Source organism: Actinomycetota bacterium (genome assembly GCA_018830725.1).
GTDB lineage: Bacteria > Actinomycetota > Humimicrobiia > JAHJRV01 > JAHJRV01 > JAHJRV01.
Window position 1 is genome coordinate 1 of record JAHJRV010000066.1, and the last position, 15,332, is coordinate 15,332.

Here is a 15,332-nt window from a genome sequence, read left to right on the forward strand (position 1 = left end):
CTTTAATATCTTTTTAAAATCTACATAAGGAAACATCTCTATACTTTTGAAATACTCTTCAACTCCTCCAGAATATTTCAAGCGAGATATTCCATCTATAAGCGTTCTTTCCCGATCGCTTACGGATAGTTTTTGTCCTTCACGAAGCAAAAAAGTTTTGCCAAAACTTGTTTTTCCCTTCACAGAGCGATACTCCACCCCCTGAAATTTGAATGGTCGAAAACCTCTATTAGTTATTATATACACTATCTTTGATGGAGAATAAGCTGCTCCATGAAGTTCTAATGCTGAATGATATCCTATTAGGGAGTTCTTAGAAAGTTTATTTGCTACAAGAAAATTGTCTATAACATACTCCTCTTTGCTTGTTCCCTGAGGTATTATATAGTATAACCCTGGCTTTACCTTTCCAAAATAGCCAGAGTTAAGTAAATCATTTAATCTCTTACGGAGATAATTTTCACTGTATTCTCTCCCGAATTTTTCTTTAAATTCCAAGAATGTAAATATTTTTTTGGAATAAAGTTCTCTGTAAAATCTTGGAAGTGCCATTTTACTACCCCTTTTTTACAAATTTTTACTAGTTAATAGTATAAAATTACGACAGAGTGGTACTCTTACATACCTTTACTTCCATTTTTTATCTATTTATTACTATTTAATAGTATAATATAATACTTTTTTGGTAATTTGTAAAGTTTTTAATTTTAACAGGAGCTTTTGCTGCAGGTTCTTTAGTTAGCATCTTTTTACATAATGTAATATATGGTCTCTTTATAAAATTGTGTGGAGAAAATTTCTGGGAAAGAATTGGTATAGGGGATGAACCTTTCTTCTTTATATTAGCATTAATTGTTTGTCTAATTGCATTTATAGTAAGTGTAATAGGTAGAATAGTACTATTTATTAAGAAAAAAAAGAAGTAACTATTAATAAATTGAAATTAAAATAAAGTAATTGAAACAATATAACTTTCGGAACCCTTAACTCCTATATCCAGTGGTACTATGGCATACAGCCCACTCTTCAGAGTTAGTATCCACTTTTTCTTCTTCAGGGAATGTAGAATTAAATAAGGCTCTTCCTTAAGTATCTTTCTTGCCTGCTTAACTGTGAAAATTGATTTGTTCTCTCTGGCAAGTTCTGAGAGTAGAAAAGATTCCTGCTTGCTCAATCCCTTTCTATAGTTTTCTGTATTTTCTTTCATATTCTCAAATATTTTACAGATTTATATTAATTTTATTATATATAAATGTTTTTAGAAGTCAAGTTCTTAATCCTGTGTATATACCACCAAAATAGAAATGTCATGTTATACATCAGTAAAAAGATTTGTATTAAAAATAATTGAAAAGTTATTTCTGAAAGTATACAATTTTTGTATACTATGAGAAACGAGTTTGAGTTTAAAAGTAAAAAAATATTTCATTAGCAGAAAAACCGGGATTGACTCGAAGTCTTATCAAAGGCAATTTATATAACTTTATCTATTATCAAAATAAATAGTGATTTATTTTGATAATAAAAAAATTTGTCTAAAATTATTTATATACATCTTTTCTATGACTTATTCTAAGGACTAATATCCCATCAACTGTTTTTACATAAATTACTTGATAAACACCAATTCTATACCGGTAAAGTTCTTGAAATTTGCCTTTAAGTAGCTCTCCTTTAACTGGATTTTTTTCAAATTACTTTCTATCTTATTTAGAAAGTTCAAAATATACTCTTTTGATGAAAGAATTAAAGAGAAGAATAGTTAACGTTCACTTATTATGAACATGTCATAAATAAGAACAAATTAGTTGAGCTTCTCTATATTGTAATTTGGTTTTGAATTAAGAAATAATTTGACTTTTGTTCATAATTTTGGTATGTTCATAATTGATGAACATAATTAAAAATTGAACAGATAGGGGGGATGAGTATATGGTTAGGAAAAATATAGAAAATGAAATCCTTCAATATGCTCTGGAAGCATTTAAGAAAAATGTCGTACTGCCAGTTAATATTGAGAAGGAAGTAGAGGTAACTGTGCAGAATTTAAAAGCAGATAGGCTATTGAGAATGACGGTTCAGGGAACTGAATTACATTTTTATGCTGAAGTAAAAACTAATATTACAAAAGCTGGAATTGGATTGATTTTGCTTCAAAAAGCTAAATTTCCATATCAAATGTTACTGGTAACCAGGTATGTTACAGCGCAGATGGCAGAACAGTTAAAACAAGACGATATACAATTTATCGACACAGCTGGGAATACATACATTAATCAACCTCCCTTGTATATTTTTGTAAAAGGGAATAAACCCCCTGATATTTTCAGGAAAGCTCCTCTCAAACGAGCCTTTAAACCTACAGGGCTAAGAGTGATATATGCTTTTTTGTGCAACCCAGGTTTAGAAAATAAAACGTATCGCAACATTGCTGAAGTGGCAGACGTGGCACTTGGAACTATTGGCTGGATAATAAGAGATTTGAAGGAGATGGGTTATTTGCTGGACATGGGAAAGCGGGGTTATAAATTAATCAAGAAGGAAGATCTGTTAAATCGTTGGGTGATAAACTATCCAGAAAAGTTAAGACCAAAGTTAGTATTAGGGCATTTTAGGGGTCCTCACGACTGGTGGCAGAAGAAAATTTTAGATCCTATGTACGCACAGTGGGGTGGAGAGGTTGCTGCTGCTAAACTTACAAAATATCTGAAACCTCAAGTTATTACTATCTATACAACACCACAGCAACTTAATCCTTTGTTGATTGAAAACAGACTTAAAAAAGATCTGGAGGGTGATATTGAAATCCTTAATAGATTCTGGACCCCCTTAGAAATGTGGCAATATGAGGATATGGTACATCCGATACTAATTTATGCAGATCTTATGGCAACAGGTAACAAAAGAAATATTGAAACCGCAAGGATAATTTATGAAAAATATCTTGTTCGATATATCAGGGAAGATTGAGAAGATAGGTCTCAATAAGGTTAATGCCCTTTATGAGGTTAAAAAGGTAGCTGATTCTCTGAAAATCCCTTTCTTTGTTGTTGGGGCATCAGCCAGGGATTTCATTCTTGAGCATTGCTATAATATAAAATCACCTCGAATGACTGAGGATATAGATCTAGGGGTTGAGGTGGCTGACTGGGATAAATTTAATAAATTATCAGAGACTTTACTTTCAACAGGTAAATTCTCTAAGGCTCCAGAGAAACAAAGATTTCTCTTTAGGGATGTTTTTATTGATATAGTACCATTTGGTCCTATTGCAGGTAAGGATAAAAAAATAAGCTGGCCACCTGAACATGAAATATTTATGAATATACTGGGGTTTGAGGAAGCCTATGAGTATTCAATAACTTTAAGACTTGGTTCAAAGCCCGAACTTGATATTAAATTTCCTACATTATCGGGCTTGGCAATTATGAAAATAATATCCTGGAAAGAAGAGTACCCTGAGCGCAAAACTGATGCTGAGGATTTATTGTTTATAATGAAAAATTATGAAGTCGCTGGAAACGAAGAACGGTTGTATGGTCAAGCACTGTCTTTGCTTGAAGAGGAAGATTTTGATACTCGGTTAGCTGGTATTAGATTGCTTGGAAGGGATATAGCAAAAATATCTGATTCTCAGACCTTAAAAGCTGTCAAAGAAATATTAGAGGGTGAAACTGGAGAACAATCACGCTACAGGTTAGTTGAAGATATTGTTTCAGTAACTTTTATGTACAGTGATCAATTTGATGAAATATTAAATTATGTAGAAAAATTAAAAGAGGGAATTTCAGAAAAATGAATTGGAACTTATTTCTCAGATAAAATTTTAATAAGCTGTTTAGGAGATACAATTTTTATCATTTTTACCTTATTTTGTAAACTTAACAAGTGCTTTTTATCAAGTGTTACTAAAAATTGAGCATCTGCTTCTAAAGCAGAAGCTAAAACATGAGCATCACCATAGTCAATAACTACTTTATAAAAGGATATAACAGTTGATTTTTTTGGTGCTGGCAATACTTTTGGGAAAGTAGTGACTATTTTATTGATGGATTTTTTATTAAGTCCAGCCTTATTAATATTGCGTCTTATTTCATCCAAAATAACTTCACTGATTATTCCTGTAATTTTCTTTTGATTAGCCCATTGAAGCAGTTTTCCAGATCCACCCATAGGAGATTTTAAACCAGCTAAAACTACAGAAGCATTAAACAATACATTTGGTACAGATTGTTCTTTACCCACTTATATTAACCCTTCGTTTTTAAGTTCATTAGTTTCTTTTTTATCTAACTCAAAAAATTCTTTTAATTCTTGTTTTGTATAACTACGAACTGGATAGGGAAGGGTTCTAACTGGCTCAATTATCAATCGTCCCTTTTCTTTTATTATACGCACTAAGCTATTTTCTTCAAAATAAGGTTTTTTTCGAAATTTGGCAGGGATTGTTAACAAACCCCTGGATTGAATTTTGACAATCTCCTCCTGTCTATTTTGTATCATTTTTTCTCCTTTCTGATTTTCTATTTTACAGAAATTTAGTAATTATGTCAATAATTTAAAATAATTTAGTTCTTTTTTGAGATTGTAATTTATAAAACAATTTTTTTAAGTTTTATTATTGTGAGATTTTAAAAAACATTTTAATATAATAAAAAGCACAAAAGAAATAATAAAGAAGAATTTTAATAGATGAAAATATTTGAAAGATTATTAAAACTAATAATTCTGTTGACAACTGGAATTATTTTCTTTTTATTAGGTATAGCTTTGATATTTTTAGCTGTGAGGGAAAAGATAAAAGGAATGCTTAAAAAGTTTCTAATTTTATATTTTATATAGTTAGTGTTTAACTTCTATCTACTAAATAGAGTTTCCATTAATATAGGAATTGATCTTATAACAACTGGACCTAAGATTACAGCTATCAAAGCTGGAAACAAACAAAAAATAAGAGGAAAAACTAATTTAACTGGAGCTTTTATTCCAGCCTCTTCAGCTCGTTGACGCCTCCTCATCCTCATTTCAGATGCCTGAACTCTTAAAACCTTTCCAATTGAAATACCAAAAGTATTAGCATGTATCACAGCCATTATAAAAGCATTCATATCTAATACATCTGTTCTGTCTCTTAAATTATTTAAAGCTTCACGAGTGGAAAATCCAATCTGCTTTTCATGTAACATTCTGGCAAATTCTTCACTTAAAGCTCCTTTAATACTATTTGTAACCTTTGCTACAGCATTATCAAAACCCATACCTGCTTCAACACTAATTGTGAGTAAGTCAAGAGCATTAGGTAAAGTTCTTCTAATATCTCTCTTTCTTTTAGCTATTTTGTTACTCAAAAATACATCTGGTAAAAAGAAAGATAGTGGTACAAATGCTATTAATACAATCTTCATTATTAATGGTATTACAAAAAAGATAGCCACTAATATAGATATAAGCAAAAATACAACAGGGAAAAGAAATTTTATAGCTAAATAAATATCTGTACTTATTATCTCTTGTAACCCAGCAAGCATTAACCTTTGTTCATTAGAATCTACAATTCCTTTTGGACTAATTCTTTTAACAATATAACCTATTTTTGTAAAGAAGGGTATAATTGATCTTTCATAAAAAGAAGGAATGACAATTTCATTTCTATTAGCCTTTGGACCATAATATTCCAATTTGCTCATACTGCTTTTTGGTCCTCTTTTCAAAACAACAGGTAACCCAAAGGTTAGTATTAATAAAAAAACAGAACCAAAAACTGCACCTAAAATTACATAGAAAAGAACATTTATTGACATTTATTATTCACCAATATTCTATTTTAATATTTTGTAATTAAAATTTCATTTATAAACAATTCTATTTCTAATAATCAACACGTACAATCTTAATAATCCATACAGTTCCAATCACCATTAATGTAAATGCAATAGCAATTATAATAAGACCAAGTTTTGTAGTTACGAGTAAACTTACATACTCCCTGTTAAGAATCGAAAGAATCATGCCCACTACTATTGGCAAGGCTATCAGAATATAAGCAGATATTCTTCCCTCTGCTGTAAGAGTTTTAATTTGATTCATTACTCTATCTCTTTCTCTAATCGTACTAGCAATAATATCCATTACTTCAGCTAAATTACCACCAACTTCCCTTTGAACATTTATTGCCATTACTGTCCAATCAAAGTGTTCACTATTTATTCGCTTTGCCATATTATCCAGAGCATCTTTTTCGGGTGACCCCATCCTAATCTCACTCAATACCCTCTTAAATTCATCAGATATAGGTGGTTTAGTTTCATCTTGAACCATACTTAAAGCTTGATTAAAGCTGTAACCGGCTTTTAAAGACCCACCAATTAACTGTAGTGTATCAGGTAACTGTTCATGAAATTTTTTAATCCTTTGTGATGCTTTAAATTTTATAAATATAAATGGGCTTATAGCACCTAACAGTATAGCTACAACAGTGAGAGGAAGGTTATTAGTAAAAGTGTAAATTACCAAACTTGATATTATTTGAACTATAATATGTATAGATATGAATTCAGAACCCCGGATTTTCATACCTGCTCTTTCCAATCTTAGCGTAAATAATTCCACAAAACCTCTTTTTGCAGCAATTTTGGATATAAAAGATGCGAAACGATTGAAACCACCTTTCTCATACTCATCCTCTTCTTCTATACTCTTTCTGACAGGTTTATATCCGTAAAATTCAGTTCTTTTCTTAAGTAACTGACTTGGTGGAATTATTAGCAAAATAAGCACATATAAAAAAAGTGTTACTCCTATAAAAATTGAAGCATAAATAATTAATTTCATCCACCATCTGTCAAAAATTGTTAGAAAAAATGGTCTTTTTGGAATTCTTATTATTTTTGTTGGGGTTGGAGCATAAAAAGGATTTTCATAAGTAGTCTTTACTGAACTAGTTAATCCAGACTCTTCCACAATAATATTTATTTTTATTGTTTCAGTATTTGGCCAAAGACTTGTGTATGAAATTTTATACTGGTTTCTTATTTTCCATGAAATTTGTCGGTAAAGTTCTTTTAGCTCCCCTGAATTTGCTGCAATTAACAATTCACCACCAGAGCTTTCAGAAATATTCCCAATATCAGTTGGGTTAAAATCATAGGACATTAAAGCAACTGAAAATATGGTTACCTGCTCATCTTTAGCCTTATTAATAACATCTTTTGTGGTTAGCTTGCTGACTGTATCTGTACCATCTGAAAGTACTATGGCGTATCTATACTTTATATCCTTTCTAATATTAAACTGATCTAATGCAAGAAAGATACCATCATATAGGGAAGTTTCACCTTCAGCAGTTATTTCATAAATGAATTCTTTTAACTCTTGCCTATTAGAAGTAAAATTAGAATAGGTAGTAACATCATCAGCAAATCCAACTACTGCAAACTCATCAATCGATCTCATCTCATTCATAAAAACTAATGCTGCATCTATAGCATCCGCTATAGGTTCACCTTTCATGCTACCACTGGTATCAAGGACAATAACTACTCCTATAGGCTCTTTAATTCTTGCTACCCTTTTAATAGAAAGGTCTATCACTTTATCATTATTCTCTAAAACATAAAAATTTTCTTTACTTAAATCCAAAGATCCAAGAGTTGAGCCCTCTTTAAAATTAAGAAAAATATCTACTTCAGGATAATCAGTAATATCAGTTTTTTTAATAACTATATCCGGGCTTTCCTGAGCCAAAAGTGAAACTGGCCATAAAATTAATAGCGTTAAAATTACTGAAAAAACTATTAAAAAATATCTGTAGCTTTTTTTAATCATATGAATAAACTTAATAAATTTAATAAATAATTTAAAAATGTCATTAATAATAAAAAATTACCTTAGATAATTTAATTTATTGAAATATTAAATTTCTTTTTCAAACACTTCACTTGGAATATCTATTCCAACATCATTAAGTCTATATAAAAATCTCGGTCGTAGACCAGTTGATTTAATGCTTCCTTTAAATTTTCCAGTACTATCAATACCCATGGAGAAATCAAAAACAAAAAGATCCTGTAATGTAATTATGTCTCCTTCCATACCCTGGACTTCAGTTATTTTAACAAATCTTCTAGTACCATCTTTAAGTCTGTTTAAATGGACAATTAGATCTATTGCAGATGAAATCTGTTGTCTTATCGCTCTTACCGGAAGTTCGAGTCCAGCCATCAGGACCATAGTCTCCAATCTGGAAAGTACATCTCTGGGAGTGTTTGCATGAACGGTACTAAGGCTACCGTCATGGCCTGTATTCATAGCCTGTAGCATATCTAAAGATTCTCCTCCTCGTACCTCACCAACTATTATACGATCCGGTCTCATACGAAGAGCATTCCTTACAAGATCTCTAATAGTAACTTCTCCTTTACCCTCTATATTAGGTGGTCTTGATTCTAATCGAATAACATGCTTCTGGTGTAATTGTAATTCAGCTGCGTCCTCTATTGTGATTATCCTTTCATCATATGGAATAAAAGGAGATAGAACATTTAAGGTAGTAGTTTTTCCAGTTCCAGTTCCACCAGAGCAAATAATGTTTAATCTTCCTATTACACATTGCTTTAAAAAATCTGCTACTTTCTGGGTACATGTTCCCATATCTACAAAATCTTCCATGGTAAATGGATCAAAAGAAAATTTTCTTATGGTCAATATCGGACCTTGAATAACTAAAGGATGGATTATTACATTTACTCTAGAACCATCAGGAAGTCTTGCATCTACATATGGTACTGACTCGTCAACTCTTCTTCCTACCTTACTAACAATTTTATCAATAATTCTCATCAAGTGAGCTTCATCAAGGAAAGTCTTAGTAGTTGGAAATATCTTTCCAAATTTTTCAACATATATGTTATAAGGATTATTAATCATAATCTCTGTTACTTCATGATCTTTTAAAAATTCTTCTATAGGTCCATATCCAACCACATCATCAATAAGGTCATTAGTTATTTTCTTTTTTTCTAAAATAGTAAGAGGAATATCATAATCATTCAGAATATCATTTATCTCTCTCTGTACTCTTAATTTTAACTCCACATCACTTATTTTCTTTTTAAAAAGGACATCTGAAAGTTTTTCAATCAATTTAATGTGAATATCTCGCTTGATATCATCAATTTGTTTTGCTCTTATGGAAATGGACTTTTTCATCTTTACATTTAAATCATCCTCAAATTCTTGAATTTTTTTCAATCTCTCTTGTAATCTCATTGTAAACCACTCTTTCGCTTTCAATTACAAAAAATTAATATAAAAATTTTTTTTACTTTTTATCCAGCTTCCAACAAAAGCCTGGTTAATTTACGAATACTTTTACTAACCATAGACCTTGGTGCTCTTACAACTACAGGTATACCTTTATTTATACATAAAGGAACAAGTTTGTCAGAGGGAATTGTAACATTTATTCGCTGCTTGATCGTTTTTTCTATTTCATCTATAGTGATACCAACTTTGGAATCAGCTCTATTAAGAATTACAAATATTTTTTCCTCTGGAAACTTTAATTGTTTAAGTATCTGCAATGAAATCTTTAAATTTTTAATATTAGGAACATCCTTGCTGGCTACAATACACAAAAAATCTGTCTTTTCCAGAAGTAACATTACATTATCTGAGAAGCCTGAAGGTGTATCAATTATTACATAATCACTTATATCTGAAAAAATATCTAATATTTTCATTGTAGCTGCTATGCTAATCGATTCTTCCTGAGAGGGATCAATTGGTGCAGGTAGAACTTTTACCCCAGATTCGTGAATGGTTAAAAAACTATTTAGCATTTCAGAATCTAATTGATTAATAACAGACATAATATCGTATGTGGTATGTTTGGGATATAAATTAAGCATTAAAGCTACATCGCCAAACTGATAGTCAAGATCAAAAAGTACTACTCTTTTTTTATCAAATTTAGCTAAATCAACTGCGAGGTTTACTGCAATAAATGATTTCCCTGAACCTCCCTTGGTACTAAAAACTGATATCTTTTTATGTATTTTTTTTCTCTGTTCTTCTTCTTTAATTTGTATTGAAGGCTTTTCCATTGATTTCAAAAACATATTTTCTGTTCTTTTAATGGAATCTCTTAATTCATCATATATAAAAGGAAATTCTATTACATCATGGATATTGAGCTTAATTGCTTTTTTTAATATATCAGTTGAAAATTTATCTACTGAAAGAATTACTTTAACAAAACGAAGACCATCAAAATTTGCAATTAAAATTTTTTCTATATCCTCTAACTTATATGATGGACCTAACAAAACAATATTTGAACTTTTTTCCTGAAGTATTAATTCAAAAAGATCAAGATTTCCACTAACTTCAGCAATTTCTAACTTGGGGATATTTCTTAATAACGTAACAATTTTTTTAATGTTTTGTTCTTCCTTTTCAAGGATAACAAGTGAGATTTTATTATTAAAATTCCTATTCATAAACCTCATGCCTTCGTATATATTATTTTCTATATTAATATAATTTTGAATTTATAATATTTTTTACTGATTACTCAAAAATATTATCAAATGTTCTCCCAAATGTTTCTTCTCTTTCAATCTCCTTAGTAGGGAGCAAAGCTAACCATACACTGCCCATCTCTTCAGTGAAAACTAATTTCTCTGAATCCCCTGGAGTTACTGCCAAAGTTATTGTTTTTATTTCAGATTTTTTAGCCCTCTCTTCAGTTTGAGCACCCAGGATTCCTTCAGCTCGTTCAGTAGTTTGAGTTATTTCAATCCTGGTACCTATATATAAAACCTCAACATTCCATAGTAAAGTCTTTGTAATTTCTTGTTGGATTTCTTCAAGAGCTTCTTCAGCTTCTTCAGCTTCTGGATAAACCGTTATAGGTTGTTCCTCGGTTGGTTTGAAAGTTGCAATAACATTAACTCTATCTCCAACATTAATTAGATTAGATACACCTATTACCTCATTAACAGGAATGGAAATAGCTACCATATCATCGGGAATAATAAAAGCTAATCCAATATCTTCTGGTTTAATAAGCTTTGTCGCAGTAATTTGTTCTCCCTTATTTATTGGCACAGCAGCAACATATCCTTTATAATCTTCAAGAGAAGTAAGAACCCCTTCTGCCAGATATTTTCTTGGGATTGCCTGAGTAATAACACTACCGTTAGCAATTATAGTTTCAACCGGAGTTTCCCCCGGGATATTTTGAGCTGCTACAAGAACCTCAATTTTTTCAACTTCCTCTTCCACTGAAGCCCTGATATTACTTATGTACCCTATTACTGCCACAACAGCAATTATAGCTAAAATAATTGCTATAATTAGTATTACAATTCGCATTCTCATTTTTTTCCCTAACTTTTAAAATTTATATAATCTATATATTTACTATTTATAATAACTGTTTATAAAAAAAAGCAATATTTATTAATTAATAATCCTTATTACCTTATAAGTCTTACTATTCTATAAGTTTTACTAACCTATAAGTCTCACTAGTCTATTAGTCTTACGACTCTAAGTCCTCCAGATTGAACAGGAATAATGCTACCTTCAGTTATAACCAAAGCTTGGCTAAGAAACGTGCCTGTAATTGAGATACCATGACCATATACAGGATCGTGCATATCATGAATGCCAGTAATAATAAAAGGTGCAAACGCCACTATTTCAACTTCATCATGTCCATGAACTTCCCCCAAACCATCGATTATTGGGACATAAATAAATTGACTATCAGGGTCGGTGAGTTTATAACCTGTTCCAAATACAGGATCTATATATTCAGCAACAAGTTCAAAAAATCCATCCAGTAAATTATTATGCTGCCCATATACTCTTTCGTTTACTCCTTGTAATGTTTTACCTACCTTATTTCCTGTCAATGTTTCTATCATATCACCAACAGACAAAGGTGTACTGGCACCATCAATTATGTTATCCTTATATTCACTACCTCCAGGACTATCGATTGTCAAAGGTTGATAGTTACCACAGACACCACCGCCAGGTGGTCCAGAACCATATTTTAATACAACTTCTTCACCAGGATCCCAGCTATCCTGTGGAACTCCCCATGGTACTACACCTACATGTTCTTCTGGCGAAGCTATCATAGCTGTTGCTGAAGCTACAACCTGTGTATGACTTAATCCTATAACTCTTGCAAAGTAAAGAGGAGCATTAGGATTTATTGCATTCACAGTAATCGTATCATCTTCAGCCAATGTAGAACTAATTATTACATCACTGGAATTAATAATTAAACCATGTTTTGAACCATATTCAATAGCTACGTTTATAGCCCCGTCCACATCCTCTGGCAATTCTTGGACCCCAGCTAAAGCTGCAGCATCAGCAACAGTTTGAAGATGTCTTCTTTCTTCATAAAGAGAACCCACATCTATAGCTAAAGCTGTTACCATCATTAGTGCTATAATGCTTAAAGCAACTATGACTACAACTGCACCATTTTCACTTTTAAATCTTTTAATCTTCATAATTCTCATCTTCTTATTATTTAAAAATTTACACTATTAATAGATATTATTAAAGATATTATTAATAATTTTATAAAAAAGTTTATTATTCATAATTCTCAAGACGCATAACTGCTTTATTTGTAAGTGGTATATTCCAACTTCCCACAAGTGGTATTTCTATAGTAATATTATAAGTAATCTCAACTTCTACAGGATCACCAATATTTGTTCCCTCAGGAGTAGTAATAATTATATCATCTTCAGTAATAGGAATTGGGTATGCTCTTTCAATTATAATGTCTTTAAGGTCAGGATTATTAAGATCTACAGCAGCCCGCCTGGCACCTTCTCTTGCTGCGTGAGTAATAGTAATATAGTTATTATATGCTATTCCAAATTGAAATATTCCAAATACCAGCATTATCAATATGGGCAGAATAATAGCAAATTCTACCGCACTGGCGCCTTTTTCATTTTTTATTATTCTGATGCTTTTTATTTTCATTGTCTCTTAATTTAATTAGAAATTTATTTATAATTCTAATTATATGAACTATTTAAAAGATGTGTTTACAAACACATGTTCTTATACATTGAAAAATATATAACCTTGTCATTCTGACCCTGAGTGTAACGAAGGGTAAGAATCTCATTATATTTATCTTTTTAAAAGGAGATTCTTCACTTCGCTATTGTTTCGTTCAGAATGTACTGTGTCAAGATATCAAAATTTTTGAAAATTAAATATATTAACAATAAGCAAAACTTGTAAATTTCTCTTCATAATTTGGGTCATATTTCCTATCATACTTTAATACTACAAATATCTGTCTGACTAATTTATTTAATACTGCTACTCTTAATACCTTATGTTCTTTCCCTTTTAAACTTAATCTTTCATACATATTCCTGCAAGCATTATTATGCTGCATTGCACTAAGTGATGTCATAAATAGTTGCTTTCTTAGATAACTATTACCCTTTTGACTGATTCTTCCTCTTCCTCTTAAAGAACTACCAGATTCTTTGGGTGAGGGATTAGTTCCTATATAGCTAACTACCTGCTTGCTATTTTTAAAATCTTCAAATCTACCAAAAAATGCAATAATTATAATAGCTGTTTTAGGACCTACTCCAGAAATTGAAAGCAATCTACTGTACTCATTAAGATAATGCTTATTTATTAAATTTTTTAGTTCTTCTTCCAGTCTTTTAATTGAAATATTAAGCTCAGAGATTAATTTGTTAAAACATTCTTCTACTGATCTTTCCTTTAATGGGTCCTTATCTAAAGCCCCCAAACGATTTAAATAGTTATTTTTAGATACTGTAAGATCTTCTATTGCTTTGAGTATCTTTATTATTCTTTGTCTCTTTTTAGATCTTGGTTGAAATAATTTAACATCTTGTTCATAACCGTATTGAGCAATTACTTTTGCATCCACTTTATCTGTTTTTGCACGAAGCATTTTCATCTCTGCATATCTTTTAATTATTAGTGGATTAACTACAGATACAAGAAAACCTCTCTCATACAATATATTGGCTAATTGTAAATGATAGATTCCAGTAGCTTCCATAACAAACAGTAGATCCTTTTTACCTTTATCATACTTTTTTAAGAATCTTTCAATGTCAGAATTTTTATTTAAGATAACTTTAAGTTTATGATTTTTGCCATCGTATTCAGAAATATTCAGTTTCTTCTTTGATACATCAGCTCCAATTACTAATTTCATATTTTTCTCCTCCCTTTTTAGTCTGATGTGGAGAGCTATAATCTATCATCGTAATTTATACAGGCTTTTTAACCTAATGTACTGTTCAGATTTATTAGAGAAGGCGGGTTTAACATTCTGAACGGTCTTTAAAAACCAATGACAATGCAAACTTATCCGCCTTCTCTCCACATCAATTTATTTGATACAATTTTATCAATTATGTTAACATAAACACATAATATCAACATACGATGACAAAAAATATAAATTAATTCATATTTATATTTTATAAATAGTAAACTGTAAACACCAAGTTTAAATAGTACAAATTATAAAATATTTAACTTAATTTAAAATCTTATAGTTACCAGGTAATTCTATTAATTAGAATCACCAGGAGATAATTCAAATAGTAATGTAACCTTCAGCTATAATTAAAGATTGGCTAAGAAACCTGCCTGTGATGGCATTGCAATTTTACAAGCAGGTTTCTCATTAACCTCCAGAATTGATAATAAGTACATTAAGGAGTAGCAGTGTCAAGAGCGTCTTTTATATAAGTGAATACAGCATTTAGCTGTCCACCGAGAGCAGTAACAGTAATAATTATAGCTACAGCAATAAGTGCGACCATAAGAGCATATTCTATGGCAGTTGCCCCTTCCTCCCTTCTTATATAGGTCATAAGCCACTTGATTAAAAAGCCCATTTTTCACCTCCTTTGATATGAATTTATTTAATTTTTCCATTTTGTCATTGACCACCGGAATTGATAAGAGCCTTATTAAGTTCCACCAAGAGAATCTATTATATTTTGGAATACCGTATTTATCTGTCCACCAAGAAGCCCAACAGTAACAATTATAGCTACAGCAATAAGTGCAACCATAAGAGCATATTCTATTGCAGTTGCTCCTCTCTCTTTTTTTATAGAGGTCATAAACCATCTAATTAAAGAGCTCATTTATCGCCTCTTTTTTCTAAATTTTAATTTTTTCAATTTTTTATTTAGATTTATCAAAGATGCAGACATTAATCTCCTTTTAGTTAATTATTAAAATTACTAAAAAATTTTATTAATTAATTTTTTAAT

Annotated in this window: 18 protein-coding genes and 1 pseudogene; 4 read left to right on the forward strand and 15 right to left on the reverse strand. The window is 30.7% G+C overall.

The genetic code is table 11. From position 1 onward, the window contains the following. Nucleotides 1–552, reverse strand: a 552-nt coding sequence (locus KKC53_03145; GenBank protein MBU2598161.1) for a hypothetical protein, incomplete at its 3' end; no start/stop codon positions are given. Nucleotides 553–782: 230 nt separating this feature from the next. Between KKC53_03145 and KKC53_03150 the strand changes: the two genes are divergently transcribed. After that, on the forward strand, nt 783–926 hold the full coding sequence (locus KKC53_03150) for a hypothetical protein (GenBank protein ID MBU2598162.1): 144 nt from the start codon (nt 783–785) through the stop codon (nt 924–926). A gap of 17 nt (nt 927–943) precedes the next feature. Here the strand turns inward: KKC53_03150 and KKC53_03155 are convergent, their stop codons facing one another. Beyond that, on the reverse strand, nt 944–1,207 hold the full coding sequence (locus KKC53_03155; protein ID MBU2598163.1) for a type IV toxin-antitoxin system AbiEi family antitoxin domain-containing protein: 264 nt from the start codon (nt 1,205–1,207) through the stop codon (nt 944–946). 334 nt (nt 1,208–1,541) lie between these two features. Next, a pseudogene (locus tag KKC53_03160) lies at nt 1,542–1,676 on the reverse strand (addiction module toxin RelE). Nucleotides 1,677–1,932: 256 nt separating this feature from the next. On the opposite strand from KKC53_03160, the gene KKC53_03165 reads away from it, so the two are divergent. Beyond that, entirely contained in the window at nt 1,933–2,970 is a 1,038-nt protein-coding gene (locus KKC53_03165) for a hypothetical protein (protein MBU2598164.1), read from the forward strand. Beyond that, complete coding sequence (locus KKC53_03170) at nt 2,933–3,799, forward strand: nucleotidyl transferase AbiEii/AbiGii toxin family protein (protein ID MBU2598165.1); 867 nt, start codon at nt 2,933–2,935, stop codon at nt 3,797–3,799. Before KKC53_03165 ends, KKC53_03170 begins: the two co-directional genes overlap by 38 nt. 8 nt (nt 3,800–3,807) lie before the next feature. Here the strand turns inward: KKC53_03170 and KKC53_03175 are convergent, their stop codons facing one another. Continuing rightward, on the reverse strand, nt 3,808–4,245 hold the full coding sequence (locus tag KKC53_03175; GenBank protein MBU2598166.1) for a putative toxin-antitoxin system toxin component, PIN family: 438 nt from the start codon (nt 4,243–4,245) through the stop codon (nt 3,808–3,810). After that, nucleotides 4,246–4,503 (reverse strand): AbrB/MazE/SpoVT family DNA-binding domain-containing protein, encoded by a 258-nt coding sequence (locus tag KKC53_03180; GenBank protein MBU2598167.1) that lies wholly within the window; start codon nt 4,501–4,503, stop codon nt 4,246–4,248. Nucleotides 4,504–4,692: 189 nt separating this feature from the next. Here KKC53_03180 and KKC53_03185 point away from each other — a divergent pair, with 189 nt between their 5' ends. Next, nucleotides 4,693–4,842, forward strand: coding sequence for a hypothetical protein (locus KKC53_03185; protein ID MBU2598168.1), 150 nt, complete (start codon nt 4,693–4,695; stop codon nt 4,840–4,842). 14 nt (nt 4,843–4,856) lie between these two features. Here KKC53_03185 and KKC53_03190 read toward each other — a convergent pair whose 3' ends face one another. The 10 genes from KKC53_03190 to KKC53_03235 form a co-directional block, all read right to left on the reverse strand. Further along, on the reverse strand, nt 4,857–5,801 hold the full coding sequence (locus KKC53_03190) for a type II secretion system F family protein (GenBank protein ID MBU2598169.1): 945 nt from the start codon (nt 5,799–5,801) through the stop codon (nt 4,857–4,859). A 67-nt stretch (nt 5,802–5,868) separates the two neighbouring features. Next, nucleotides 5,869–7,824: a type II secretion system F family protein gene (locus tag KKC53_03195; protein MBU2598170.1), complete on the reverse strand. Its 1,956-nt coding sequence runs from the start codon at nt 7,822–7,824 to the stop codon at nt 5,869–5,871. An 87-nt stretch (nt 7,825–7,911) separates the two neighbouring features. Continuing rightward, nucleotides 7,912–9,267, reverse strand: a complete 1,356-nt coding sequence (locus KKC53_03200) for a CpaF family protein (protein MBU2598171.1) — start codon at nt 9,265–9,267, stop codon at nt 7,912–7,914. A gap of 59 nt (nt 9,268–9,326) precedes the next feature. Further along, entirely contained in the window at nt 9,327–10,499 is a 1,173-nt protein-coding gene (locus tag KKC53_03205) for a P-loop NTPase (protein ID MBU2598172.1), read from the reverse strand. A gap of 70 nt (nt 10,500–10,569) precedes the next feature. Next, nucleotides 10,570–11,382, reverse strand: a complete 813-nt coding sequence (cpaB, locus tag KKC53_03210; protein ID MBU2598173.1) for a Flp pilus assembly protein CpaB — start codon at nt 11,380–11,382, stop codon at nt 10,570–10,572. Between the two features lie 149 nt (nt 11,383–11,531). Further along, the gene (locus KKC53_03215; GenBank protein ID MBU2598174.1) at nt 11,532–12,536 is read right to left on the reverse strand and encodes a Tad domain-containing protein; all 1,005 of its coding nucleotides are present in this window, start codon (nt 12,534–12,536) and stop codon (nt 11,532–11,534) included. An 85-nt stretch (nt 12,537–12,621) separates the two neighbouring features. Continuing rightward, nucleotides 12,622–13,023, reverse strand: coding sequence for a pilus assembly protein (locus KKC53_03220; protein ID MBU2598175.1), 402 nt, complete (start codon nt 13,021–13,023; stop codon nt 12,622–12,624). A gap of 244 nt (nt 13,024–13,267) precedes the next feature. Further along, on the reverse strand, nt 13,268–14,257 hold the full coding sequence (locus KKC53_03225) for an IS110 family transposase (protein ID MBU2598176.1): 990 nt from the start codon (nt 14,255–14,257) through the stop codon (nt 13,268–13,270). Nucleotides 14,258–14,762: 505 nt separating this feature from the next. Next, the gene (locus tag KKC53_03230; protein MBU2598177.1) at nt 14,763–14,948 is read right to left on the reverse strand and encodes a Flp family type IVb pilin; all 186 of its coding nucleotides are present in this window, start codon (nt 14,946–14,948) and stop codon (nt 14,763–14,765) included. A gap of 75 nt (nt 14,949–15,023) precedes the next feature. Beyond that, on the reverse strand, nt 15,024–15,203 hold the full coding sequence (locus tag KKC53_03235) for a Flp family type IVb pilin (protein ID MBU2598178.1): 180 nt from the start codon (nt 15,201–15,203) through the stop codon (nt 15,024–15,026). Nucleotides 15,204–15,332: the final 129 nt, after the last annotated feature.

Bases quoted from the DNA above. Each gene is read 5' to 3' on its own strand.
- KKC53_03170 (MBU2598165.1), top strand. From the start codon at position 2,933: ATGAAAAATATCTTGTTCGATATATCAGGGAAGATTGAGAAGATAGGT.
- KKC53_03220 (MBU2598175.1), bottom strand. From the start codon at position 13,023: ATGAAAATAAAAAGCATCAGAATAATAAAAAATGAAAAAGGCGCCAGT.
- KKC53_03185 (MBU2598168.1), top strand. From the start codon at position 4,693: ATGAAAATATTTGAAAGATTATTAAAACTAATAATTCTGTTGACAACT.
- cpaB (MBU2598173.1), bottom strand. From the start codon at position 11,382: ATGAGAATGCGAATTGTAATACTAATTATAGCAATTATTTTAGCTATA.
- KKC53_03190 (MBU2598169.1), bottom strand. From the start codon at position 5,801: ATGTCAATAAATGTTCTTTTCTATGTAATTTTAGGTGCAGTTTTTGGT.
- KKC53_03165 (MBU2598164.1), top strand. From the start codon at position 1,933: ATGGTTAGGAAAAATATAGAAAATGAAATCCTTCAATATGCTCTGGAA.
- KKC53_03155 (MBU2598163.1), bottom strand. From the start codon at position 1,207: ATGAAAGAAAATACAGAAAACTATAGAAAGGGATTGAGCAAGCAGGAA.
- KKC53_03200 (MBU2598171.1), bottom strand. From the start codon at position 9,267: ATGAGATTACAAGAGAGATTGAAAAAAATTCAAGAATTTGAGGATGAT.
- KKC53_03195 (MBU2598170.1), bottom strand. From the start codon at position 7,824: ATGATTAAAAAAAGCTACAGATATTTTTTAATAGTTTTTTCAGTAATT.
- KKC53_03230 (MBU2598177.1), bottom strand. From the start codon at position 14,948: ATGGGCTTTTTAATCAAGTGGCTTATGACCTATATAAGAAGGGAGGAA.
- KKC53_03225 (MBU2598176.1), bottom strand. From the start codon at position 14,257: ATGAAATTAGTAATTGGAGCTGATGTATCAAAGAAGAAACTGAATATT.
- KKC53_03205 (MBU2598172.1), bottom strand. From the start codon at position 10,499: ATGAATAGGAATTTTAATAATAAAATCTCACTTGTTATCCTTGAAAAG.
- KKC53_03235 (MBU2598178.1), bottom strand. From the start codon at position 15,203: ATGAGCTCTTTAATTAGATGGTTTATGACCTCTATAAAAAAAGAGAGA.
- KKC53_03215 (MBU2598174.1), bottom strand. From the start codon at position 12,536: ATGAAGATTAAAAGATTTAAAAGTGAAAATGGTGCAGTTGTAGTCATA.
- KKC53_03180 (MBU2598167.1), bottom strand. From the start codon at position 4,503: ATGATACAAAATAGACAGGAGGAGATTGTCAAAATTCAATCCAGGGGT.